The sequence below is a fragment of the Achromobacter sp. Root83 genome (assembly GCF_001428845.1).
GTDB lineage: Bacteria > Pseudomonadota > Gammaproteobacteria > Burkholderiales > Burkholderiaceae_B > Achromobacter.
Map to the genome: position 1 here is coordinate 99,704 of NZ_LMIU01000002.1, position 22,354 is coordinate 122,057.

15 protein-coding genes are annotated in these 22,354 nt (G+C 67.5%); 12 read left to right on the forward strand and 3 right to left on the reverse strand.

All coding sequences use genetic code 11. The features are described from left to right. Positions 1 to 133 precede the first annotated feature (133 nt). Positions 134 to 3,748: an indolepyruvate ferredoxin oxidoreductase family protein gene (locus ASE30_RS05935; RefSeq protein WP_057283373.1), complete on the forward strand. Its 3,615-nt coding sequence runs from the start codon at positions 134 to 136 to the stop codon at positions 3,746 to 3,748. Positions 3,749 to 4,189: 441 nt separating this feature from the next. Here the strand turns inward: ASE30_RS05935 and glpK are convergent, their stop codons facing one another. Beyond that, the gene (gene glpK / locus ASE30_RS05940) at positions 4,190 to 5,716 is read right to left on the reverse strand and encodes a glycerol kinase GlpK (protein WP_057283374.1); all 1,527 of its coding nucleotides are present in this window, start codon (positions 5,714 to 5,716) and stop codon (positions 4,190 to 4,192) included. Further along, entirely contained in the window at positions 5,703 to 7,157 is a 1,455-nt protein-coding gene (locus tag ASE30_RS05945; RefSeq protein WP_057283375.1) for a DHA2 family efflux MFS transporter permease subunit, read from the reverse strand. Before ASE30_RS05945 ends, glpK begins: the two co-directional genes overlap by 14 nt. Before the next feature lie 98 nt (positions 7,158 to 7,255). Here ASE30_RS05945 and ASE30_RS05950 point away from each other — a divergent pair, with 98 nt between their 5' ends. The 4 genes from ASE30_RS05950 (at position 7,256) to ASE30_RS29735 (ending at position 9,872) form a co-directional block, all read left to right on the forward strand. Then, entirely contained in the window at positions 7,256 to 7,444 is a 189-nt protein-coding gene (locus ASE30_RS05950; RefSeq protein ID WP_013391300.1) for a DUF3460 family protein, read from the forward strand. Between the two features lie 16 nt (positions 7,445 to 7,460). After that, a complete protein-coding gene (locus tag ASE30_RS05955; protein WP_057283376.1) occupies positions 7,461 to 8,351 on the forward strand; it encodes a ScpA family protein in 891 nt (296 codons plus the stop codon). Positions 8,352 to 8,386: 35 nt separating this feature from the next. Next, positions 8,387 to 9,241 (forward strand): pantoate--beta-alanine ligase, encoded by an 855-nt coding sequence (gene panC, locus ASE30_RS05960; protein ID WP_057283377.1) that lies wholly within the window; start codon positions 8,387 to 8,389, stop codon positions 9,239 to 9,241. A 121-nt stretch (positions 9,242 to 9,362) separates the two neighbouring features. Beyond that, positions 9,363 to 9,872 carry a response regulator transcription factor gene (locus ASE30_RS29735; RefSeq protein WP_082601471.1) on the forward strand — a complete coding sequence of 170 codons (510 nt, stop codon included), beginning with the start codon at positions 9,363 to 9,365 and terminating at the stop codon, positions 9,870 to 9,872. An 82-nt stretch (positions 9,873 to 9,954) separates the two neighbouring features. Here the strand turns inward: ASE30_RS29735 and ASE30_RS05970 are convergent, their stop codons facing one another. Next, complete coding sequence (locus ASE30_RS05970; RefSeq protein ID WP_057283378.1) at positions 9,955 to 10,731, reverse strand: copper resistance protein NlpE N-terminal domain-containing protein; 777 nt, start codon at positions 10,729 to 10,731, stop codon at positions 9,955 to 9,957. Between the two features lie 202 nt (positions 10,732 to 10,933). On the opposite strand from ASE30_RS05970, the gene ASE30_RS05975 reads away from it, so the two are divergent. The 7 genes from ASE30_RS05975 to ASE30_RS06005 all read left to right on the forward strand — a co-directional run bounded on the left by ASE30_RS05975 (position 10,934) and on the right by ASE30_RS06005 (position 22,353). Beyond that, positions 10,934 to 11,782 carry an A24 family peptidase gene (locus ASE30_RS05975; protein ID WP_057283379.1) on the forward strand — a complete coding sequence of 283 codons (849 nt, stop codon included), beginning with the start codon at positions 10,934 to 10,936 and terminating at the stop codon, positions 11,780 to 11,782. Positions 11,783 to 11,805: 23 nt separating this feature from the next. Beyond that, positions 11,806 to 12,423, forward strand: a complete 618-nt coding sequence (gene coaE, locus ASE30_RS05980; protein ID WP_057283380.1) for a dephospho-CoA kinase — start codon at positions 11,806 to 11,808, stop codon at positions 12,421 to 12,423. 73 nt (positions 12,424 to 12,496) lie between these two features. Beyond that, the gene (gene zapD, locus ASE30_RS05985) at positions 12,497 to 13,249 is read left to right on the forward strand and encodes a cell division protein ZapD (protein WP_057283381.1); all 753 of its coding nucleotides are present in this window, start codon (positions 12,497 to 12,499) and stop codon (positions 13,247 to 13,249) included. Positions 13,250 to 13,379: 130 nt separating this feature from the next. Continuing rightward, positions 13,380 to 14,657, forward strand: a complete 1,278-nt coding sequence (locus tag ASE30_RS05990; RefSeq protein ID WP_057283382.1) for an MdtA/MuxA family multidrug efflux RND transporter periplasmic adaptor subunit — start codon at positions 13,380 to 13,382, stop codon at positions 14,655 to 14,657. A gap of 12 nt (positions 14,658 to 14,669) precedes the next feature. Further along, positions 14,670 to 17,768, forward strand: coding sequence for an MdtB/MuxB family multidrug efflux RND transporter permease subunit (locus tag ASE30_RS05995; protein WP_057283383.1), 3,099 nt, complete (start codon positions 14,670 to 14,672; stop codon positions 17,766 to 17,768). Continuing rightward, positions 17,765 to 20,878 carry a multidrug efflux RND transporter permease subunit gene (locus ASE30_RS06000; RefSeq protein ID WP_057283384.1) on the forward strand — a complete coding sequence of 1,038 codons (3,114 nt, stop codon included), beginning with the start codon at positions 17,765 to 17,767 and terminating at the stop codon, positions 20,876 to 20,878. The genes ASE30_RS05995 and ASE30_RS06000 overlap by 4 nt, the downstream gene beginning before the upstream one ends. Then, on the forward strand, positions 20,875 to 22,353 hold the full coding sequence (locus tag ASE30_RS06005; RefSeq protein WP_057283385.1) for an efflux transporter outer membrane subunit: 1,479 nt from the start codon (positions 20,875 to 20,877) through the stop codon (positions 22,351 to 22,353). Before ASE30_RS06000 ends, ASE30_RS06005 begins: the two co-directional genes overlap by 4 nt. Position 22,354 lies beyond the last annotated feature (1 nt).

A 22,354-nucleotide genomic window follows, 5' to 3' on the forward strand; every position in this document is an offset into this window, starting at 1 on the left:
TGCCGGTTACAACCGGAAGGACCAGAAGCGCGAACGCGCCAGAACTTCACTTTCACGGCCCTTGTCGGCCCGCGCGCGTTCCCCGGGGAACCGCGCGCGAAGCTGGTGGGGGCATCAGGATCTTGGAGTAGCCATGAATGCCCCCCTTACGCCCGCCGTCCGCGCGGCGCTTGACTCCGTCCAGCTCGACGACAAATACACCCTGGAATCCGGCCGCGCCTGGATGAGCGGCATCCACGCCCTGGTGCGCCTGCCCATGATGCAGCGCGTGCGCGATGCGAAAGCGGGGCTGAACACGGCGGGCTTCGTGTCGGGCTACCGGGGGTCTCCGCTGGGCGGCGTCGACCAGAACATGTGGAAGGCGGCCAAGTACCTGAAGGCGCACCACGTCGAGTTCCAGCCCGGCATCAATGAAGACCTGGCCGCGACGGCCGTCTGGGGCTCGCAGCAGGTCAATCTGTTTCCGGGCGCCAGGTACGACGGCGTCTTTGGCATGTGGTACGGCAAGGGCCCGGGCGTGGACCGCTGCGGCGACGTCTTCAAGCACGCCAATGCCGCGGGCACGTCGCGCCATGGCGGCGTGCTGGTGGTGGCGGGGGACGACCACCCCGCCAAGTCCTCGACCCTGCCGCACCAGAGCGACCACATCCTGAAGGCCTGCATGATACCGGCGCTGTTTCCGTCCAGCGTCCAGGAAGTGCTGGACTACGGCCTGCACGGGTGGGCGATGAGCCGCTACGCGGGCGTGTGGGTCGGCATGAAGTGCATCACCGATATCGTCGAGGTATCGGCGTCGGTCGACGTGGACCCGCAGCGCGTGCGGATCCTGCTGCCCGAGGATTTCATGCTGCCGGCGGATGGCTTGAACATCCGGTTGCCCGATACGCCGCTGCAGCAGGAAGCCCGGCTGCTGGACTACAAGCTGTACGCGGCGCTGGCCTATGTCCGCGCCAACGGGCTGAACCGCGAACTCTGGCAGGTGCCGCAGCGCGATGCCCGCTTTGGCATCATGACTTCGGGCAAGGCCTATCTGGATACGCGCCAGGCGCTGTCCGATCTGGGGCTGTCCGAAGACGCATGCCGGCGCATCGGCCTGCGCCTGTTCAAGGTCGGGATGGTGTGGCCGCTGGAGTCCACGGGCACGCAGCAATTCGCGGAAGGGCTGGACGAGATCCTGGTCGTCGAGGAAAAGCGCCAGGTGCTGGAATACCAGTTGAAGGAAGAGCTGTTCAGTTGGATCGGCAGCGGCAAGAAGATCCCGCGTGTGGTGGGCAAGTTCGACGACAAGGACGGCGGCGAGTGGTCGGTGCCGCAAGGCAACTGGCTGCTGCCTGCGCATTACGAGTTTTCGCCCGCCATGGTCGCCAAGGCGATCGCGGCGCGCCTGTTGCGTTTCGAACTGCCGGACGACGTGCGCGCGGGCATCGAGGCGCGGCTGGCGTTCATCCGCGCCCGTGAACAGGCCCTGGCGCGTCCGCGCGTGGTCGAAGAGCGCAAGCCCTGGTTCTGTTCGGGCTGTCCGCACAACACCTCGACGCGCCTGCCGGAAGGCTCGCGCGGGATGGCGGGCATCGGCTGCCATTACATGGTCAGGTGGATGGACCGCAACACGGATGTGTATACACAGATGGGCGGCGAAGGTGTGCCGTGGCTGGGCCAGGCGCCGTTCACCGATGAAAGGCATGTGTTCGCCAATCTGGGCGACGGCACCTACTTTCATTCGGGGCTGCTGGCGATACGCGCGGCGGTGGCCGCCCGGGCGCCCATCACGTACAAGCTCCTGTTCAACGACGCGGTGGCGATGACGGGCGGGCAGCCTGTGGATGGTCCCATCAGCGTGCCGATGATCACGCGCCAGGTGGCGGCCGAGGGCATCGAGAAGATCGTCGTCGTCACCGACGATCCCGACAAGTATCTGGACGTCGGCGATCTGGCGCCTGGCGTGCGCGTGCATCACCGGGACGAACTGGACGCGGTGATGCGCGAGCTGCGCGAACATCCGGCGGTGTCGGTGCTGGTCTATGACCAGACCTGCGCCACCGAGAAGCGCCGCCGCAGGAAGCGCAATGCCTATCCGGATCCCGCGCGGCGGGTGGTCATCAACGACAGGGTGTGCGAAGGATGTGGAGACTGCTCGGCGAAATCGCACTGTCTGTCGGTGGAGCCGCTGGAGACGGAATTCGGCCGCAAGCGCACGATCAATCAGTCGAGCTGCAATAAGGATTTTTCCTGTCTGAAGGGCTTCTGCCCCAGTTTCGTGACGGTGGAAGGCGGCAAGCTGAGAAAGCCTCGCGCCTTGGCGCGGGACGATGGCGGGATTGACGACGAGGTGCCGCTTCCGCGGGTGCCGGGGCTGGAGCGGCCTTATGGCGTTTTCGTGGCGGGGGTGGGCGGCACGGGGGTGGTCACGATCGGACAGTTGCTGGGCATGGCGGCGCACCTTGAGGGCAAGGGCTGCTCGGTGCTGGATATGGCGGGCCTGGCGCAGAAGGGCGGCGCGGTGTATTCGCATGTGGTGCTGGCGCAGGCGCCGGATAGCCTGATGAATACGCGGGTCGCGATGGGCGAGGCCGACCTGATGCTGGCGGGCGATCTGGTCGTGGCGACCAGCGCGGAAGCCATGGCGCGGGTGGGCCCGGGCCGCACGCGTGTGCTGCTGAACACCGATACGGCGCCGACCGCGGCGTTCGTGGGCAATCCCGACTGGACGCTGCCGGGCGCGAGCCTGACGGCGGATCTGCAGGCGGCTTGCGGCAAGGAAAGCCTGGATACGGTGGATGCCGCCGCGCTGGCCGTGGGGTTGTTGGGGGACGCTATCTATTCGAATCCGCTGATGATGGGCTATGCGTACCAGAAGGGGTGGATTCCGCTGTCGCGCGAGGCGCTGCTGCGCGCGATCGAGCTGAACGGCCAGCAGGTGCCCGTGAATGTCGCGGCTTTTGCCTGGGGCCGGCGCGCGGCGCACGATCCCGCGGGCGTTTCCCGCTTGCTGGCCAATGGCGGGGTGCCGCCCGCCAAGCCGGAGGACATCATCGAGATCAAGCGCCCGCGCGTGGCCAGTCCGGTGGTGGAGCTGAAGAAGCCGGCCGGTGAGCTGGCAGAGGTGGTGGCGGTGCGCAAGGAGTACCTGACGCAGTATCAGAATGCGGCTTATGCGAAGCGGTACACGGACCTGGTGGACAAGGTGGCGCATGCGGAGCGCGAGGCGACGGGGACCAGCCGGCTGGCGGTGGCGGTGGCGCGCTATTACTTCAAGCTGTTGGCCTACAAGGACGAGTACGAGGTGGCAAGGCTGTATTCGGACGGCGAGTTCGTCAGGCGGGTGGGCGAGCAGTTCGAGGGGGACTGGAAGCTGCGTTTTCATCTTGCGCCGCCGATGTTCGCGCGGCGCGGCAAGGACGGGCATCCGGTCAAGCGCAGCTATGGGCCGGGGATGCTACGGGTCTTCCGGCTGCTGGCGAAGCTGCGCTTTCTGCGCGGGTCGAGGCTGGATCCGTTCGGGTATACGCAGGAACGGCGGGCTGAGCGCGAACTGGCCCGGGAGTACCGGGAGACGATGACGGCGATTTTGTGCAAGCTGAACCGGGGGAATCTGGATCGGGCGGTGGCGTTGGCCAGTGTGCCGGACGAGATCCGGGGGTATGGGTATGTGAAGGAGGCTTCGATGTTGCGGGCGGAGGCGGTTCGGGATGAGTTGCTGAAGGAGTTCAGTGCTCGGGTGGTTGCTATTGGGGTTCGGGCGGCTTGATGGGGTTGGCTTTGGATTCGGGTGGTGGTGGTGGTGGTGTCAGTGTGGGTTCTTTAGACGCACGGCGCGCTGGCGGCCTGGGGTGCGCGGGGCTGCGATTGCGGTCCGGAGCCTTCGCTCCGGACTGCCCCTGCCTCATCCTCGTGGCCGCCTGCGGCGGCTGCCTTCGGATTCCGTCGGGCGCATCTGACGCCCCGCGCACCCCAGGCCGCCAGCGCGCCGTGCTCCGGGGGCTGAAGCTTCACGGTCGCTGGGGGGTGCGGGGTTCTTGAGGTTCTTGCCGGGGGTGGGCTGGCGGTGGAAAAGCTTGCGGGGCCCGCCCCATGCCGGCCGCGCGGGCGGCCTTTTGGGGCTTACGCGGTGTCTTGCGGGTGGGGGTGTGGTGCTGCGCGTGCTGGTGCGTGCACGTGTCGGTGCGCCGGCGGCCGCCGGGACGGGGGTTTACTTTGCGGCGCCTGCCGACCAGCCTTTTGACAGTTCCACGGCCTGCCGCCAGCGCTTCATCCGGGCGTCGCGCACGGATTGGGGCCAGGTGGGTTTGAAGGTGTGTTCGGCCTGCCATTTGGAGGCGAATTCGTCCTGGCTGGACCAGAAGCCGACCGCCAGGCCCGCCAGGCCGGCGGCGCCCAGGGCGGTGGATTCCGGGACGCGGGGTCGGACAACGGGGACGCCCAGGATGTCGGCCTGCATCTGCATCAGCAGGTCGTTGCGGGCGGCGCCGCCGTCGACGCGCAGTTCGGTCAGCGCGATGCCGCTGTCGCCGTTCATGCAGGTGAGCAGTTCGGCGCTTTGCAGGGCGATGGATTCGAGCGTGGCGCGGGCGATGTGGGCGCGGGAGGTGCCGCGGGTGAGGCCCACGAGGGTGCCGCGCGCGTAGGGATCCCAGTGCGGGGCGCCCAGGCCGGCGAAGGCGGGCACCATGAAGACGTCGTCGGTGTCGGACACGCTGGCGGCCAGGGACTCGATGTCTTCCGAGCGCTGGATGATGCCCAGTCCGTCGCGCAGCCATTGCACGGCGGCGCCCGCGACGAAGACGCCGCCTTCGAGCATGTAGGTGGGGGTCCAGCCGCCGTTGTCCGCTTTGGGCAGGCCCCAGCCCACGGTGGACAGCAGGTTGTTGCGGGACTGCACGGGCTGGTCGCCGACGTTCATGAGCATGAAGCAGCCGGTGCCATAGGTGTTCTTGGCCATGCCGGGCTTGAAGCAGGCCTGGCCGAAGGTGGCGGCCTGCTGGTCGCCCGCCACGCCTGCGATGGGCACGGAGCCGCCCAGCCATTCGGGCAGGGCGTCGCCCACGATGGCGCTGCTGGGCGCGATCCGCGGCAGGACGCTGCGGGGGATCTTGAGCAGCGCCAGGATGTCGTCGTTCCAGTCCTGCGTGTGCAGGTCGAACAGCATGGTGCGGGAGGCGTTGCTGGGGTCGGTGCTGTGCACGGCGCCGCCGGTCAGTTGCCATATCAGCCAGGTGTCGACGGTGCCGAAGGCCAGTTCGCCGCGTTCGGCCATCCGGCGCGCGCCGGGTACGTGATCGAGCAGCCAGGCCAGCTTGGTGCCCGAGAAGTAGGCGTCCACGACCAGGCCGGTGCGCGATTGCAGGAAGTCGCCGTGGCCGTCCTGCCGCAACTGGTCGCACAGGGGGGCGGTGCGGCGGTCCTGCCATACGATGGCCCGGGCCAGCGGGCGGCCCGTGGCGCGTTCCCAGATGATGGTGGTTTCGCGCTGGTTGGTGATGCCGATGGCGGCCAGGTCGGCGGCTGTGGTGCCGGCATTGCGCAGGGCTTCGCGCGCCACGTCGAGCTGGCTGTGCCAGATCTCGTTGGCATCGTGCTCGACCCAGCCCGGACGGGGATAGTGCTGGCGGAATTCGCGCTGGCCGACGCCGCGCACGACGCCTTCGCGGTCGAACACGATGGCCCGGGAACTGGTCGTGCCCTGGTCCAGGGCTAGGACATATTCATTCGTCGTCACTGTTTTTCGCGCCGTTCAGGTGTGCCCCAGCCAGAGGGTCGAGGCGTCTAAAGGAGAAGGTCGATGCCATGCACAGCAGGCCGATGACGACGAAACCGGCGACCACGTCGCTGACGGCCAGCGTTTCGGCGCCGCGCAGGGACATGCTGATGTTCAGCGTGACCGCGGCCACCCCGACGCCCAGGGTGATGCCCAGTTGCTGCGCCATTGCCGAGAAGCTGCTTGCGCGGCTCATCTTGGAGGGCGGGATGTCGGCATAGGTTAGCGTATTTACCCCGGTGAACTGCAGCGACCTGAAGAAGCCGCCGACCAGCAGGATGGCGATCATCAGCCACACGGGGGTGGCCGGGTTGAAGGCGCCGCAGACGATGATGAAGGCGCCCGCCAACAGCGAGTTCAGGGTCAGCACGCGGCGAAAGCCGTAGCGCTTCACGATGGGCGTGGCGACGAATTTCATCAGCAGCGCGCCGGCGGCGCTGGCGAAGGTGATCAGGCCGGCCGAGAACGGCGACAGGCCAAAGCCCACCTGCAGCAGCATGGCCAGCAGGAACGGCGTGGCGCCCACGGCGAAGCGGCACAGGTTGCCGCCCAGCGTGGAGATGGCGAAAGTGGGGATCCGCATCAGGGACAGGTCGATGATGGGATGCTCGACGCGGCGGGCGTGCACGCCATAGAGCAGGCCGCACGCGATGCCGACGGCAATCAGGCCCAGCAGCATGGGCAGCGGCATGACGTCGCGGCCGATCGCCTCGAAGCCGCTGACCAGCGAGGCCAGGCAGGTGGCGCTGAGCAGGAAGCCCAGCCAGTCCAGGCGCGGCGCGGCCTCTTCGCGGATCTCCGACACATAGCGCAGGACCAGGAAGATTCCAAGGATGCCGATGGGAATGTTGATCAGGAAGATCCAGTGCCACGACATGTACGTGACCATGAAGCCGCCCAGCGGCGGGCCGATCACCGGCCCCAGCAGCGCGGGGATGGACAGGAAGGACATGGCCTTGAGCAGATCCTGCTTGGGCACGGTGCGCAGCAGGATGATCCGCCCAACCGGCACCATCATTGCCCCCGCCATCCCCTGGACGATGCGGGCGATTACCAGTTGGGGCAGGTCCTGGGACAGGGCGCAGGCCACGGAACTGAGGGTGAAGAGGCCGATCGCGGCCACGAATACCCGCCGGGCGCCGTAGCGGTCGGCCGCCCAGCCGCTGACCGGCACGAAAACGGCGACGGACAGCAGATAGGACGTGATGGCCACATTGAGCCGGACCGGGGTGGACCCCAGTGCCCGGGCCATGGCGGGCAGGGCGGTGGCCACCACGGTGGCGTCCAGCATCTGCATGAACAGCGCGCAGCCCACGATGAAGGGGATCATGCGCGCCGCGCGCAGCGCGTCCGGGGTTGAGGGCGAAGCGGGATGTGCTGCGGCTGCGGATTCTGCGGACATGTCGGGAGGGGGCGTTGGGTGCCCGAAGATTGTAACGCCGGGGCGCGGGCCGCCGTGAAGTAAACTCCAGGGATCCGAAACCCATTGAAATTGGTGCCATGGCGACCAACTACGAATCCGAGATCACCCTTTTCCTGAAAGACTTCAAGCAGTCGCATCCTGGCACCGAAGAGCGCCAGCGCGAGGGCCGGGCCCGTCTTTGGGACAAACCGCAAGACTCGGAGCTGCTGGAAGGCTTCCGCGCGGCCCGTGTGCCGCAAAGGCCGTACGTGTATCAGGCAGACTGATACCGTTGCGGCAACCATGGTCCAGAATCCTTCGGTGCCGGGCGCTGCCCTGGCCGCGCTAGTGGAACCGTCCGTCGACAGCACGCCCGACACCATCGACAGCGTGGCATTCGCGCGGCTCTATGGCGAGCCGCTGTTCCAGATGCCGACGGACCTGTACATTCCGCCGGACGCGCTCGAGATCTTCCTGGAAGCGTTCGAAGGGCCGCTGGACCTGCTGCTCTACCTGATCCGCAAGCAGAACTTCAATGTGCTGGACATCCCGATGGCGGATGTCACGCGGCAGTATCTGTCTTATGTGGACCAGATCCGCATCACCAATCTGGAGCTGGCCGCCGAGTATCTGCTGATGGCGGCCATGCTGATCGAGATCAAGTCGCGCATGCTGCTGCCGGTGAAGAAGACCGACACCGGCGAAGAACCCGAAGATCCCCGCGCCGAACTGGTCCGCCGCCTGCTCGAATACGAACAGATGAAGCTGGCCGCCCAGAAGCTGGACAAAATGCCGCAGCTCGGCCGGGATTTCGTCAGCAGCCAGGCCGTCGCCGACCTCAGCGTGGAACGCGTGCTGCCCGAGGTCAGCGTGGACGATCTGCGCGCGGCCTGGGCCGACATCATGAAGCGGGCCAAGCTGAACCAGCACCATCACATCACGCGCGAACAGCTATCCGTGCGCGACCACATGACGCACATCCTGCGGCGCCTGAACGACGTGCGCTTCATGGAATTCGGCGATCTGTTCATGGAGCGCGTCCGCGAGGGCGCGCCCGCGGCGGTCGTCGTGGTGCATTTCATCGCCATGCTGGAACTGGCCCGTGAATCGCTGCTCGAAATCACGCAGGCGGAGCCCTATGCTCCCATCTATGTGCGCCTGGCATACACCAGCGTAGCGGCGGTCGCGGCCTGATCCTGACCGGGCTGCCCCCATCCCCGGAGAGTCCCTTGAAAGTCGTACACACCATCCAGGAATTGCGCGATCACCTGCGCGGACAGAATCGCGTGTCGTTCGTGCCCACCATGGGCAACCTGCATGAAGGCCACCTGTCGCTGATGAAGCTGGCGCGCCAGCATGGCGATCCCGTCGTGGCCAGCATCTTCGTGAACCGCCTGCAGTTCGGCCCGAACGAGGACTTCGACCAATATCCGCGCACGCTGGCCGCCGACATTGAAAAGCTGGAGCAGGCGCGCGACGTCTACGTGCTGTTCGCGCCCAATGAACGCGAGATGTATCCCGAGCCTCAGAGCTACCGGGTGCAGCCGCCCGACGATCTGGGCGACATCCTGGAAGGCGAGTTCCGCCCAGGGTTCTTCGAAGGGGTCAGCACGGTGGTGCTGAAGCTGTTTTCCTGCGTGCAGCCGCGCGTGGCGGTGTTCGGCAAGAAGGATTATCAGCAGTTGATGGTGGTGCGCAATATGTGCAGGCAGTTCCAGTTGCCCGTGGAGGTGCTGGCGCACGAGACCGTGCGCGCCGCCGACGGCCTGGCGCTGTCTTCGCGCAACCGCTACCTGAGCGATGCCGAGCGCGCCGAGGCGCCCGCGCTGTACGCCGAACTTCAGGGCATCGGCCGCCGGCTGGCCCAGGGCGAGCGGGATGCCGCCGCGCTGGAGCGCGACGCCGCCGGGAATCTGACGCAGCGCGGCTGGACGGTGGATTACGTGGCATTGCGCCGTCAGCGCGACCTGAAGCGTCCCGAGGCCGCCGACCTGCAGGCCGGCGAACCCGTCGTGGCGCTGGCCGCCGCCAAGCTGGGCGCCACCCGGCTGATCGACAACCTGGAGCTGGCCTACACGGCCTGATCCCGCGGCGCCTGAAAGCCCGGGGGGACGTTTCCGTCCGCCCCTGGCAGAATTGCCAGCTTCCGGCCCCCATGACCGCCGGGCAGACTAACTGCAATCCTATATTGCAAGTGAGCTGCCCATGCCAACGCCCCATCCCCAGTTGGACACCGTCCTGTCGTCCCTGACCGCCCGTGAACGGCAGATCGTCGATTATGTCGCGGCCGGCCGCCCGAACAAGGTCATCGCCATCGATCTGGGCATATCCCTGCGCACCGTGGAGGCACACCGGGCGCGCATCTTCGCCAAGCTGGATGCCCGCAACGCCATGCATCTGGCCTGCCGCCTGTGCGCGCATGGGCGTTCGGGCGCATCGCCTGTCCTCGGCGCTTTCCCAGCAGCCCGCTCCGGCGCGGCGCGGGCCAAGCCCGGCGCCCCATCTTTCGGCCACCCACCTCCTGACGCGCCATCCTATGTGCTGCACGAGTCCAAGGGGGAATACGCCGGATGTCACCCGGGACCGGAACAGGCGGACTTCGACTCGGATTCCGATTGCGACATCGACTCCGACTCTGACGCCGACTCGGAGTCCGACACCGACGCGGACTCCGACTCGGATTCCGATGCCGCCCGCACCAAACGCCCTGAATGAAACCGGGCCTGGCGGACGACATGTCCGTCAGGCCCGGGGGCTTTGCATCCGGCGGGCGGCGCTCAGGCGCCGCGGCCAGGGTTCAGGGGCACTTGGGCGCGGCGGCCTTGGCCAGTTCGTCGATCGGGTCCAGATCCGGCTGGCGGGTCAGGTTGTAGTTCAGGTTGGGCGTCTGGCCACCGACGGAGCGCACCCGCAGCACGTTGTTGACCGCCACCAGGAACTCCGCCCGGACATTGCCCTGGCCGTCCATCAGGATGACGCGCGGCGGCCGTTCGTCGGTGGCGTCCCAGCAACCTTGCTCGGATACCGGGGGGCCCTTCTTGGGATCGTTGTCCAGGTATGCCGTGCGGCCGCGCCAACGCCCATTGGGAGCCAGCGTCAGCGTCACGCGCTGCGCCGTGCATTGCATGGCGGGCGAAAAGCACGGCAGCGTGCCCATATAGGTTTGCGGCTGCGGCACCAGGCTTTGCGAGGCGGCATTGGGCGCGGCGGCGGCGGGGGCCGGCGCCGACGCCGACGAGCCGCCGCCGGAGTTGCTTTCGGTGCCTTCCGGGACGGCTTGGCCGTCTTCGGTGGTTTCGCCGGCGGGATTGGCTTGCGTGGCCTGGTTTTGCGGCTTGCGGGCGTCGGGCTTGAGCGCGATCTGCACTTGCGACGGCGCGCGGATGACGCTGCGGTAGCCGGCGCCGGAGCCCTGGTATTGGGCGTCGGTTACCGTGCTTTCGGCGGGCAGGTCGTAATAGCCTTCGGTTTTCTGCTGGGCACAACCCGCCGCGCCTATCGCGGTGCCCGCCAGCAGCAGCCCCATGATGCTTAGTTTGCGGGAGCGGGAAACGATGTCGACGCGCGCGGCCATGGCAGCTTATCCGTGAATTGAGTCTGTCTCCGATTTTACGCACTTATGCGAAGATTCGATACATTCCCTTAGCCGCTCTTGGGTATAGCAAGCACTTTATGCACAAATTACGACACGGCCACGGGTGGCCCTTCATGCCTTGCGGCGTAGCCCTCGGGGTGGATGCCCAAGCGCCCGCGCGCCGGCGGGGTGGTTGACTGCGATGTGGCATGTCTTCGATTTGCCCTTGGGCGTCTTCATCGGCGTGGCGGCGCTGGCGGGCCTGTTCGTCGGCAACTGGCTGACGGTGCTGATCCACCGCCTGCCGCGCATGATGGAACGCGAATGGCAGGCGCAATGCCTGGACGCCGTGGGCAAGGCGCGGCCCGCCAGCCGCTATGGCCTGCTGTCGCCCGCGTCGCACTGTCCGTCCTGCCAGGCGCCGATCAGCCGCTGGGGCCGGTTTCCCGTGCTAGGTTGGCTCGGGCTGCGGGGCCGCTGCGCGGCTTGCCATGCGCCGATCGGCTGGCGCTATCCCGCCATTGAACTGCTCACCTGCGCGCTGTTCGCCGCCTGCGCCTGGCGCTACGGAGCCACGCCCGTCGCCGTCGCGGCCATGGGCTTGTCCGCCACGCTGGTGGCCTTGGCCTGGATAGACTTCGAAGCTACGCTGCTTCCCGACGTCCTGACCCAGCCGCTGGTGTGGGCGGGGTTGCTGGTCAATCTGTTCGATGCCTTCGCAAGCCTGCAGATGGCGGTGACGGGCGCGGTGGCCGGCTATGTCTTTCTGTGGGTTATCTTTCATGTGTTCCGCCTGCTGACCGGACGCGAGGGCATGGGCCACGGCGACTTCAAACTGCTGGCCGCGCTGGGCGCGTGGTTCGGCCTCGAGGCCCTGCCCATGGTGCTGCTGAGCGCGTCGCTGGTGGGCGTGCTGATCGGCGGCGCGCTGACGCTGAGCGGACGCGCCAGCCGCGGGCAGCCCTTGCCCTTCGGCCCCTATCTGGCGCTGGCCGGTCTGGCCATGCTGCTGCTGGGCGGTGAGCAGGGCGTGCTGCAGTTCATGCGCTAGGCAACAAAGAAAGGAAGGGCGGTATGTTCAAGATTGGTCTTACGGGCGGCATCGGTTCGGGCAAGTCCCGCGTAGCGGACATGCTGGCGGAGTGGGGCGCGTCCCTGGTCGATACCGACGAGATCGCCCGTTCGCTGACCGCCGCGCAAGGCGCCGCCATGCCGGCCATCGAGCGCGAATTCGGCCCGCAGGCACTGACCCCCGACGGCGCGCTGAACCGCGACTGGATGCGCGGCCAGGCGTTCGCCGACCCGCGGGTCCGCTTGCGCCTCGAAGCCGTGCTGCATCCCGTCATCGGCCGCGAAACCGAACGCCAGGCCGCCGCCGCGAAGGGATCGTATCTGGTCTTCGTGGTGCCCCTGCTGGTGGAGTCCCTGGCGCGCTGGCGTTCGCGTGTGGATCGCATCTGCGTGGTCGACTGCGATCCCGAAACGCAGGTAGCCCGCGTGCAGCAACGCAGCGGGCTGACGGAGTCCGACATCCGGCGTATCATGGCGGCACAGGCTGCGCGGGCAGACCGGCTAGAGGCCGCCGACGACGTCATCGTCAACGACGCATCGACATCGCCGGAACAATTGCGCGTGCGGGCGTTGTCCCTGCATGACCGCTGGCTGGCGCTGGCGAGCACAACGGGCCGGTGAGCCAGCGGCTGGTCCGGCACCCCTGAATACTCTTGGCCCCGCGGCCAACCACTGATAGGGCCTGTAAAAAAGCGTGATCGTTTACGAATATCCCTTCAACGAGCGCATCCGCGCTTATCTGCGGCTGGAATACCTGTTCGACAGGCTCTTCTTCTTTGCTCGCGAGGGTGACTCACGCCAGCATCAGGTCGCCGTCACCTCCCTTTTCGATCTGCTCGACGCGTGTGAACGCACCGACGTCAAAGGCGCGGTCCTGCAAGACCTGGAGCGCCAGCGCATGGCGCTGGTGGGATTGCGCGACCACCCCGGCGTGGCCCAGGACGCGCTGGAAGGGATGCTGCACGAACTGGAAAAAGTGGCCAGCGCGCTGGCCGCGCCCGGCAAGACCGGCCAGTCCCTGCGCGAAAACGAATGGCTGACCAGCCTGCGCGGCCGCCTGTCGGTGCCAGGCAGCGCCACGCAGGTGGACATGCCGTCCTACTACGCCTGGCAGAACAAGCCCGAGGCCGCCCGCTGCGCGGACCTGCAAGCCTGGGTGACGCCTTTCGTTGCCCTTTACGACGGCCTGACCCTGGCGCTTCGCCTGCTGCGCGAATCCGGCCGAAAGACCGATATCGTCGCGGAGCAGGGCGCCTACCAGCAGATGCTGGGTGGCAAGCAGTTCCAGTTGCTGCGCGTCTGGGTGGATCCGGCCCACGGCGCGTTTCCTGAAATCAGCGCCAATAAGTACATGATCTGGATACGTTTTTCCACCCAGGACGGCGAATTCAAACCCCAGCAGGTGGCCCGCGATGTCGCCTTCCAGATGACGCTTTGCAGCTCGTAGGCGCAAGTTACGCTGGGTGTCACTGCCCGGATTCCTGTTGCGGGTAGTTTCAAGTTGACGGCGCGCGGGCTGAAACCGTGACGGTCTAGTAGACAATACGGCTTTCTCCGTCTGTGCCGGAACCGTTTCCATGTCCGAAAGCCGTCTTGTTTCCCCGCCCTCCCGATGGAGCCGCCGCCGTCTCGTCGGACTGGCGCTGTTGCTGCTCGTCGTGGCGGGCATCGCCTGGATGGCGTTGCGGCCCTCGACCAAGCCGGGCGGCGCGGGCGGACCCGGCGCCCGGCCCGGCGGCCGGCCGTCCATGGCCGCGGCCATGGCGAACATGGCCGTTCCGGTGCGCATCGCCACCGCCGCCCAACAGGACATCGACATCTACCTCAGGTCGCTCGGCACCGTCACGGCCTACAACACCGTGACAGTGAGAAGCCGCGTCAGCGGAGAGCTCGTCGACGTCGCCTTCCAGGAAGGCCAGCAGGTCAAGGCAGGCGATCTGCTGGCGCAGGTGGATCCGCGTGCCTACCAGGTAGCGCTGGACCAGGCGCGTGGCACGCAGATGCAGAATCAGGCGCAACTGGAAAACGCCCGCCGCGACCTGCAGCGCTACCAGGCCCTGTTCAAGCAGGACTCCATCGCCAGGCAGCAGGTCGATACGCAAGCCGCCCTGGTGCGCCAGTACGAAGGCGCCGTGAAAAGCGATCAGGCGAACGTGGACAACGCCAAGCTGCAACTGGACTACGCACGCATCACGGCGCCCATCAGCGGCCGCCTGGGCCTGCGCCAGGTCGACCGCGGCAACCTGGTGTCCAGCGCGGATACCAATGGGCTGGTGGTGATCACCCAGACCCAGCCGATCTCGGTGGTGTTCACGCTGCCCGAAACGCAGTTGCCCGAAGTGCGCGCCGAGATCGCCGCCGGCAAGACGCTGACCGTCGAAGCCTATGACCGCGCCGATACGCGCCGCATCGCGACGGGCACGCTCGAGACGCTGGACAACCAGATCGACGTCACGACCGGCACGCTGAAGCTGAAGGCCAAGTTCGACAACACCGACGACGCGCTCTTCCCGAACCAGTTCGTCAATGTGCGGCTGCACGTGCTGACCCGCAAGGACGTCACCGCCATCCCCACGGCGGCGATCCAGCAGGGGTCCGCCGGCGCGTTCGTGTTCCTGGTGCAGGCCGACGGCACGATCGCAGTGCGCCAGGTGAAACTGGGCGCCATCAACAGCGGCATGGTGGCCGTCAACGAGGGCCTGCAGCCCGGCGACCGTGTCGTCACCGAAGGCACCGACCGCCTGCGCGCCGGCGCCAAGGTGGAAATCGTGGGCGGCGCGGAAGTGATCCCCGCCGTTCGCGACAAGTCGCTGGGCGCTGGCGCCCCGGCCGGCACGACCCCGCCGTCCAAGTAAGCAGAGAACGCCGTGAGCCCGTCGCGCCTGTTCATCCTGCGTCCCGTCGCCACCACCCTGTCGATGGTGGCCATCCTGATCGCGGGCCTGATCGCCTACCGGTTCCTGCCCGTTTCGGCGCTGCCCGAAGTGGACTATCCGACGATCCAGGTCGTGACGCTGTACCCCGGCGCCAGCCCCGACGTGATGACGTCCCTGGTCACGTCCCCGCTGGAACGCCAGTTCGGGCAGATGCCGGGCCTGAACCAGATGTCGTCCACCAGTTCGGGCGGCGCGTCGGTGATCACCCTGCAGTTCAACCTGACCCTGCCGCTGGACGTGGCCGAGCAGCAGGTGCAGGCGGCGATCAACGCGGCATCGAATCTGCTGCCTTCCGACCTGCCGGTGCCGCCCACCTACAACAAGGTGAATCCGGCGGACGCGGCGGTGCTGACCCTGGCGATCACCTCGCCCACCATGCCCCTGCCGCAGGTGCGCGATCTGGTGGACACGCGCGTGGCGCAGAAGCTGTCGCAGATTCCCGGGGTGGGCCTGGTCAGCGTGGCGGGCGGGCAGCGGCCCGCGGTGCGGGTCCAGGTGAATCCGCAGGCGCTGGCGGCCAACGGGCTGTCGCTGTCCGACCTGCGCACCGCCATCGTGGGCGCCAACGTGAACCAGCCCAAGGGCAACCTGGACGGCCCGCAGCGGTCCACCACGATCAACGCCAACGATCAGCTCAAGACGCCCACCGACTACAACGACCTGATCATCGCGTACAAGAACAACGCGCCGCTGCGCCTGGCCGATGTGGCGCGCGCCGTGGAAGGCGCGGAAGACACCCGGCAGGCCGCCTGGGCCGGCGACAAGCCCGCCATCCTGCTCAATATCCAGCGCCAGCCCGGCGCTAATGTGATCGACGTGGTCAACCGCATCCAGACGCTGCTGCCGCAACTGCGCGCGGCGCTGCCCGCCACGCTCGACGTGAGCGTCGTGTCCGACCGCACCCAGACCATCCGCGACTCGGTCGCCGACGTGCAGTTCGAAATGCTGCTGGCGGTGGGGCTGGTGGTCATGGTCACCTTCGTCTTCCTGCGCAGCGTGACGGCCACGCTGATTCCCAGCGTGGTGGTGCCGCTTTCGCTGGTGGGCACGTTCGGCATCATGTACCTGGCCGGCTTCTCCATCAACAACCTGACGCTGATGGCGCTGACGATCGCCACCGGCTTCGTGGTGGACGACGCCATCGTCATGATCGAGAACATCGCCCGCCACATCGAGGAAGGCGAAAAGCCCCTCCAGGCGGCGTTGAAGGGCGCGTCGCAGATCGGCTTCACGCTGATCTCGCTGACCTTCTCTCTGATCGCGGTGCTGATCCCGCTGCTTTTCATGACGGAAGTGGTGGGCCGGCTGTTCCGCGAGTTCGCCATCACGCTGGCGGTGTCCATCCTGATCTCGCTGGTGGTCTCGCTGACCCTGACGCCGATGATGTGCGCGCGGCTGCTGCGCGCCGAATCCGAGCAGAAGCACGGCCGTTTCCACCAGGCCACGGGCGCCTTCATCGACCGCATCATCGCTGCCTATGACCGCATGCTGCAGGTGGTGCTGCGCCATCAGCCGCTCACCCTGGTGGTGGCGGTGGCCACTTTCGCGCTGACCGTGCTGCTGTACATGGTGGTGCCCAAGGGCTTCTTCCCGCAGCAGGACACCGGCCTGATCCAGGCCATCACCCAGGCGCCGCAGTCCATTTCCTTCCCGGCCATGGCAGAGCGCCAGCAGACCGCCGCGCGCCTCGTGCTCGAGGATCCCGACGTGCAGGCCGTGTCCTCGTTCATCGGGGTCGACGGCAGCAACGCCACGCTCAGCGCCGGCCGCATGCAGATCGCGTTGAAGCCCCAGGCCGAGCGCAACGGCGACCTGCCCACGGTCATGGCGCGCCTGCAGGACGCCTTGGGCAAGCAGGATGGCCTGACGGTCTACATGCAGCCCGTGCAGGACCTGACCATCGAAGACCGCGTGAGCCGCACGCAGTATCAGATGACCCTGTCCAACCCGGACCTGAAGGTGCTGAGCGAGTGGACACCCAAGCTGGTGGACCGCCTGCGCCAGGTGCCCGGCCTGAAGGACGTGACCGACGACCTGCAGGACGACGGCCTGCAGACCTGGGTCGAGATCGACCGCGACGCGGCCTCGCGCCTGGGCATCACCGCCGCCGTGATCGACGAAGCGCTGTACAACGCCTTCGGGCAGCGGCTGATCTCCACGATCTTCACTCAGTCCAACCAGTACCGCGTGGTGCTTGAGGTGCAGCCGCAGTTCCAGATGTCGCCCGCCGCGCTGGGACAGATCCATGTGCCGACCTCCACCGGCGCGCAGGTGCCGCTGTCTTCCGTGGCGCACATCACCGAAGGCAGGACCGTGCTGGCCGTGAACCGGCTCGACCAGTTCCCCATGGTGACGGTGTCGTTCAACCTGGCGCCGGGCGCGTCGCTGTCCGACGCGGTAGAGAACATCACGGCGGCCGAGGCCGAGATCGGCATGCCGACCGCCGTGGAAACGCGCTTCCAGGGCGCGGCGCTGGCGTTCCAGAATTCGCTGTCCAGCACCTTGTGGCTGATACTTGCCGCCGTGGTCACGATGTATATCGTGCTGGGCGTGCTGTACGAAAGCTACATCCACCCCATCACCATCCTGTCCACGCTGCCGTCGGCGGGCGTCGGCGCCCTGCTGGCGTTGCTGATCAGCGGCACCGAACTGGACATGATCGGGATCATCGGGATCATCCTGCTGATCGGCATCGTGAAGAAGAACGCCATCATGATGATCGACTTCGCGCTGGACGCCGAGCGCAAGCGCGGCCTCTCCCCGCGCGCGGCCATCCACGAGGCGGCGCTGCTGCGTTTTCGCCCGATCCTGATGACCACGCTTGCCGCCCTGTTCGGCGCCTTGCCGCTGATGCTGTCGACCGGCACCGGCGCTGAGCTGCGCCAGCCGCTCGGCCTGGTCATGGTGGGCGGCCTGCTGCTGTCGCAGGTGCTGACCCTGTTCACCACGCCGGTCATCTACCTGATGTTCGACCGCATGGCCCGCCGCTGGCGCGGCACGGGCCAAGCGCCGGCCGGAGACGCGCGATGATATTGTCGGCGCCCTTCATCGTCCGGCCGGTGGCGACCACGCTGCTCAGCCTGGCGGTGGTGCTGGCCGGCATGCTCGCGTTCTTCCTGCTGCCCGTGGCGCCGCTGCCGCAGGTGGACATCCCGACCATCTCCGTGTCGGCCAGCCTGCCGGGCGCCAGCCCGGAAACCATGGCGTCCAGCGTGGCCACGCCCCTGGAACGTTCGCTGGGCGCCATCGCCGGGGTGACCGAGATGACGTCCAGCAGTTCGCAGGGGTCCACCCGGATCACGCTGCAGTTCGATCTGTCGCGCGACATCAACGGCGCCGCGCGCGACGTGCAGGCGGCCATCAACGCCGCCCGCTCGCTGCTGCCGACCGGCCTGCGCAGCAACCCCACGTATCACAAGTCCAACCCGTCGGACGCGCCCATCATGACGCTGGCGCTGACGTCCGACACGCTCAGCCAGGGCCAGCTCTACGACCTGGCCTCGACCATCGTGGCGCAGAAGCTGTCGCAGGTGGACGGCGTGGGCGAGGTCACGGTGGGCGGCAGTTCGCTGCCGGCGGTGCGCGTCACCGTGCTGCCCGGGGCGCTGGCCAACCAGGGCGTGTCGCTGGACGAGCTGCGTGCCGCGCTGTCCAACGCCAATGCCAACCGCCCGAAGGGCGTGCTGGAAAACGACCGCTATCACTGGCAGATCATGGTCAGCGACCAGCTCAGCCGCGCCGAACAATACCGGCCGCTGATCGTCGCCTGGCGCGACGGCGCGCCGGTCCGCGTGTCCGACGTGGCCAAGGTGGAGGACTCGGTCGAGGACCTGTACCAGACCGGCTTCTACAACGACCGCAAGGCCATCCTGATGATCGTGCGGCGCCAGGCCGACGCCAATATCATCGAGGCCGTCGATGCCGTGCGCGCGCAGTTGCCCGTCCTGCAGGCGCTGATGCCGGCGGATGTGAACATGACGGTGGCGCAGGACCGCACGCCCAGCATCCGGGCATCGCTGCATGAGGCCGAGCTGACGCTGGTGATCGCCGTGGGGCTGGTGGTGCTGGTGGTGCTGCTGTTCCTGCGCCGCTGGCGCGCGGCCATCATTCCCAGCGTGGCGGTGCCGGTGTCGCTGATCGGCACGTTCTGCATCATGTACCTGTGCGGATACACGCTGAACACCATCTCCCTCATGGCCCTGATCGTGGCGACCGGTTTCGTGGTGGACGACGCCATCGTGGTGCTCGAAAACATCATGCGCCATGTAGAGAACGGCATGTCGCCGATGCGCGCCGCGCTGCGGGGTTCGCGCGAGGTGGGCTTCACGGTGCTGTCGATGAGCCTGTCGCTGGTGGCCGTGTTCATCCCCATCCTGCTGATGGGCGGCGTGGTCGGGCGGCTGTTCCGCGAGTTTGCCGTGACCCTGTCGGCCGCCATCCTAGTGTCGCTGGTGGTGTCGCTGACCCTGACGCCGATGATGTGCGCGCGCCTGCTGCGCAACGAACCCAGGCAAGAGAAGCCGCCCGGACGCCTGGCGCGCTGGTCCGAGCGCGCCTTCGAGGCCATGCTGGGCGGCTACCGCCGGTCGCTGCGCTGGGCGCTTGAGCACGGCCGGCTGATGATGCTGACCCTGGCGATCGCGGTGGGCCTGAACGTCTATCTGTACACCGTGGTGCCCAAGGGCTTCTTTCCGCAGCAGGACACGGGCCAGCTCCTGGGCTTCTTCCGCGTGGACCAGGGCACCTCGTTCCAGGCGACCATCCCCAAGCTTGAAGCGCTGCGCAAGGTGGTGCTTGCCGATCCGGCCGTGCAGAGCATGACGGGTTACGCGGGCGGGCGCGGCGGCAGCAACAGCAGCTTCATGCAGATCCAGTTGAAGCCCCTGGAAGAGCGCAAGGTCTCGGCCGACGTGGTCATCAACCGCCTGCGGGCCAAGCTGCAGAACATGCCGGGCGCGCGCATGTTCCTGGTGTCGCAGCAGGACATCCGGATCGGCGGGCGCCAGAGCCAGGGATCCTACGACTACACGCTGATGTCGGGCGACCTGCAACTGCTGCGGACCTGGATGCCCAAGGTGCAGCAGGCCATGGCGAAGATCCCCGAGATCACCGACGTCGACACCGACGTCGAGGACAAGGGACGCCAGATCAACCTGGTGATCGACCGCGAGGCGGCGACGCGGCTGGGCATCAGCATGTCCACGATCTCCACGGTGTTGAACAACTCGTTCAGCCAGCGCCAGGTGTCGGTGATGTACGGACCGCTGAACCAATACCACGTGGTGCTGGGGGTGGATCCCAGGTTCGCGCAGGACATCGAATCGCTCAGGCGGGTCGAGGTGATCGCGGCGGGCGGCGCACGGGTGCCGTTGTCGGCATTCACCAAGCTGGAAAACGCCAACGCGCCCCTCAGCGTGCAGCACCAGGGGCTGTTCGTGGCGGATACCGTCTCGTTCAGCCTGGCGCCCGGCGTATCGCTGGGCCAGGCCACGGCCGCGATCGACGACGCCGTGGCGCGCATCGGCCTGCCGTCGGACCAGATCCAGGCGGGCTTCCAGGGCACCGCCGCGGCCCTGCAGCAGACGCTGGCGCAGCAGCCCTGGCTGATCCTGGCGGCGCTGGTCACCATGTATATCGTGCTGGGCATCCTGTACGAAAGTTTCGTGCACCCCCTGACCATTCTGTCGACCCTGCCTTCGGCGGGCCTGGGGGCGCTGCTGGCGTTGCTGCTGGTGCGCTATGACTTCACGCTGATCGCGCTGATCGGGGTGTTCCTGCTGATCGGCATCGTCAAGAAGAACGCCATCATGATGGTGGACTTCGCGCTGGACGCCCAGCGCAACCAGGGCATGGCGCCGCGCGAAGCCATCTTCCAGGCCTGCCTGACCCGCTTCCGGCCCATCATGATGACGACCATGGCCGCCATCTTCGGCGCGCTTCCGCTGGTGCTGGCCACCGGCGCGGGCGTCGAGATGCGCCAGCCCCTGGGCATTACCATCGTGGGCGGGCTGGTGCTGAGCCAGATCCTTACGCTGTACACCACGCCGGTGGTCTATCTTTACCTGGACCGCTTCCGCCTGTGGGCCGCGCGCCGGCGCGCCCCGCGGAACGCTGCCCCTGCTTCCATAGAACCTACATGATGCGCACCAAGCAGTTCTCGAACGCCTTTCTTCCCCGCGCCGCGGCCACGCTGGCGCTATGCGCGCTGCTGGGCGCATGCGCGGTCGGCCCCGATTACCAGCGCCCCGCGCTGGACGTGGGCGAGGCCTACAAGGAAGGGCAGGGCGAAGTGCCCGGCTGGAAGCCGGCGCAGCCGCGCGACGGCGCCGATCGCGGCGCGTGGTGGAAGGTCTACGACGACCCCGTCCTGGATGGCCTGGTGGACCGCCTGAATGCCTCCAACCAGACGATCGCGCAGGCCGAGGCCAACTACCGCCAGGCGCTGGGCCTGGTGCGCGGCGCGCGTTCCGGCTTCTATCCGACCGTGGGCGCGGGCGCCGGCATGACGCGCGCGGGCAGCGGCAACGGCCAGGGCGGCTCGTCGTCTTCGTCGGGCAGCAGTGTGTACAACCAGTATTCGCTGACGGGCAGCGTCAGTTGGGAAGTCGACGTGTGGGGCCGGGTGCGCCGCAGCGTCGAATCCTCGGAAGCCAGCGCGGCGGCCAGCCTTGCCGATCTGGGCGCGACCCGCCTGAGCGCGCAGGCGGCGCTGGCGCAGACCTACCTGCAGTTGCGCGTGCTGGATGAGCAGAAGCGCCTGTTGGACGCCACCGTGGCGGCTTACGAAAAGTCCCTGCAGTTGACGCAGAACCGCTACGAAGTGGGCGTGGCGGGCCAGGCCGACGTGGCCGTGGCGCGCACGCAGGTGGAAAGCACGCGCGCGCAGTCCATCGACCTGGACTGGCAGCGCGGACAGTACGAGCACGCGATCGCGGTGCTGATGGGCCAGGCGCCATCCCAGTTTGCGCTGCCGCCCAAGGTGTTCGGCCTGAAGCTGCCGCAGATTCCCGTGGGGCTGCCGTCCGAACTGCTCGAGCGCCGTCCCGACGTGGCGGCTGCCGAACGCCGTGCCGCCGCCGCCAACGCGCAGATCGGCGTGGCGCAAGCCGCGTGGTTCCCCAGCCTGATGCTGTCCGCCGACGGCGGATTCCGCAATGGGGAGTTCGCCGAGCTGCTGACGGCGCCCGCGCGCTTCTGGTCGCTGGGGCCTGCCCTGGCGCTGACGATCTTCGACGGCGGGGCGCGCGAAGCCCAGGTCGAACAGGCCCGCGCGTCCTACGATGCGCAGGCGGCGGCGTACCGCCAGGCGGCGCTGACCGGGCTGCGCGAAGTCGAGGACTACCTGATCCAGCTGCGCGTCATGGAGCAAGAGCAGATCGTGCAGCGCCGCGCGCTGGAATCGGCGCGCGAATCGCTGCGCCTGATCCAGAACCAGTACAAGGCCGGGCTGGTCGACTACCTGAGCGTCGCGGTGGTGGACGCCACGGCGCTCAATAGCGAACGCAATGCGATAAGCCTGCTGGGCAACCGGCTGGTGGCCAGCGTCAACCTGATCGTGGCGCTGGGCGGCGGCTGGGACGGCTTGCCGCCGGCCGAGACCGCGCGCGCCGACTGAC

What these genes read in the sequence shown, in the direction of transcription:
- ASE30_RS05935 (WP_057283373.1), top strand. Translation starts at nt 134, where the DNA reads ATGAATGCCCCCCTTACGCCCGCCGTCCGCGCGGCGCTTGACTCCGTC.
- ASE30_RS05945 (WP_057283375.1), bottom strand. Translation starts at nt 7,157, where the DNA reads ATGTCCGCAGAATCCGCAGCCGCAGCACATCCCGCTTCGCCCTCAACC.
- ASE30_RS05950 (WP_013391300.1), top strand. Translation starts at nt 7,256, where the DNA reads ATGGCGACCAACTACGAATCCGAGATCACCCTTTTCCTGAAAGACTTC.
- ASE30_RS05955 (WP_057283376.1), top strand. Translation starts at nt 7,461, where the DNA reads ATGGTCCAGAATCCTTCGGTGCCGGGCGCTGCCCTGGCCGCGCTAGTG.
- ASE30_RS29735 (WP_082601471.1), top strand. Translation starts at nt 9,363, where the DNA reads ATGCCAACGCCCCATCCCCAGTTGGACACCGTCCTGTCGTCCCTGACC.
- ASE30_RS05970 (WP_057283378.1), bottom strand. Translation starts at nt 10,731, where the DNA reads ATGGCCGCGCGCGTCGACATCGTTTCCCGCTCCCGCAAACTAAGCATC.
- ASE30_RS05975 (WP_057283379.1), top strand. Translation starts at nt 10,934, where the DNA reads ATGTGGCATGTCTTCGATTTGCCCTTGGGCGTCTTCATCGGCGTGGCG.
- coaE (WP_057283380.1), top strand. Translation starts at nt 11,806, where the DNA reads ATGTTCAAGATTGGTCTTACGGGCGGCATCGGTTCGGGCAAGTCCCGC.
- ASE30_RS05990 (WP_057283382.1), top strand. Translation starts at nt 13,380, where the DNA reads ATGTCCGAAAGCCGTCTTGTTTCCCCGCCCTCCCGATGGAGCCGCCGC.
- ASE30_RS06000 (WP_057283384.1), top strand. Translation starts at nt 17,765, where the DNA reads ATGATATTGTCGGCGCCCTTCATCGTCCGGCCGGTGGCGACCACGCTG.
- ASE30_RS06005 (WP_057283385.1), top strand. Translation starts at nt 20,875, where the DNA reads ATGATGCGCACCAAGCAGTTCTCGAACGCCTTTCTTCCCCGCGCCGCG.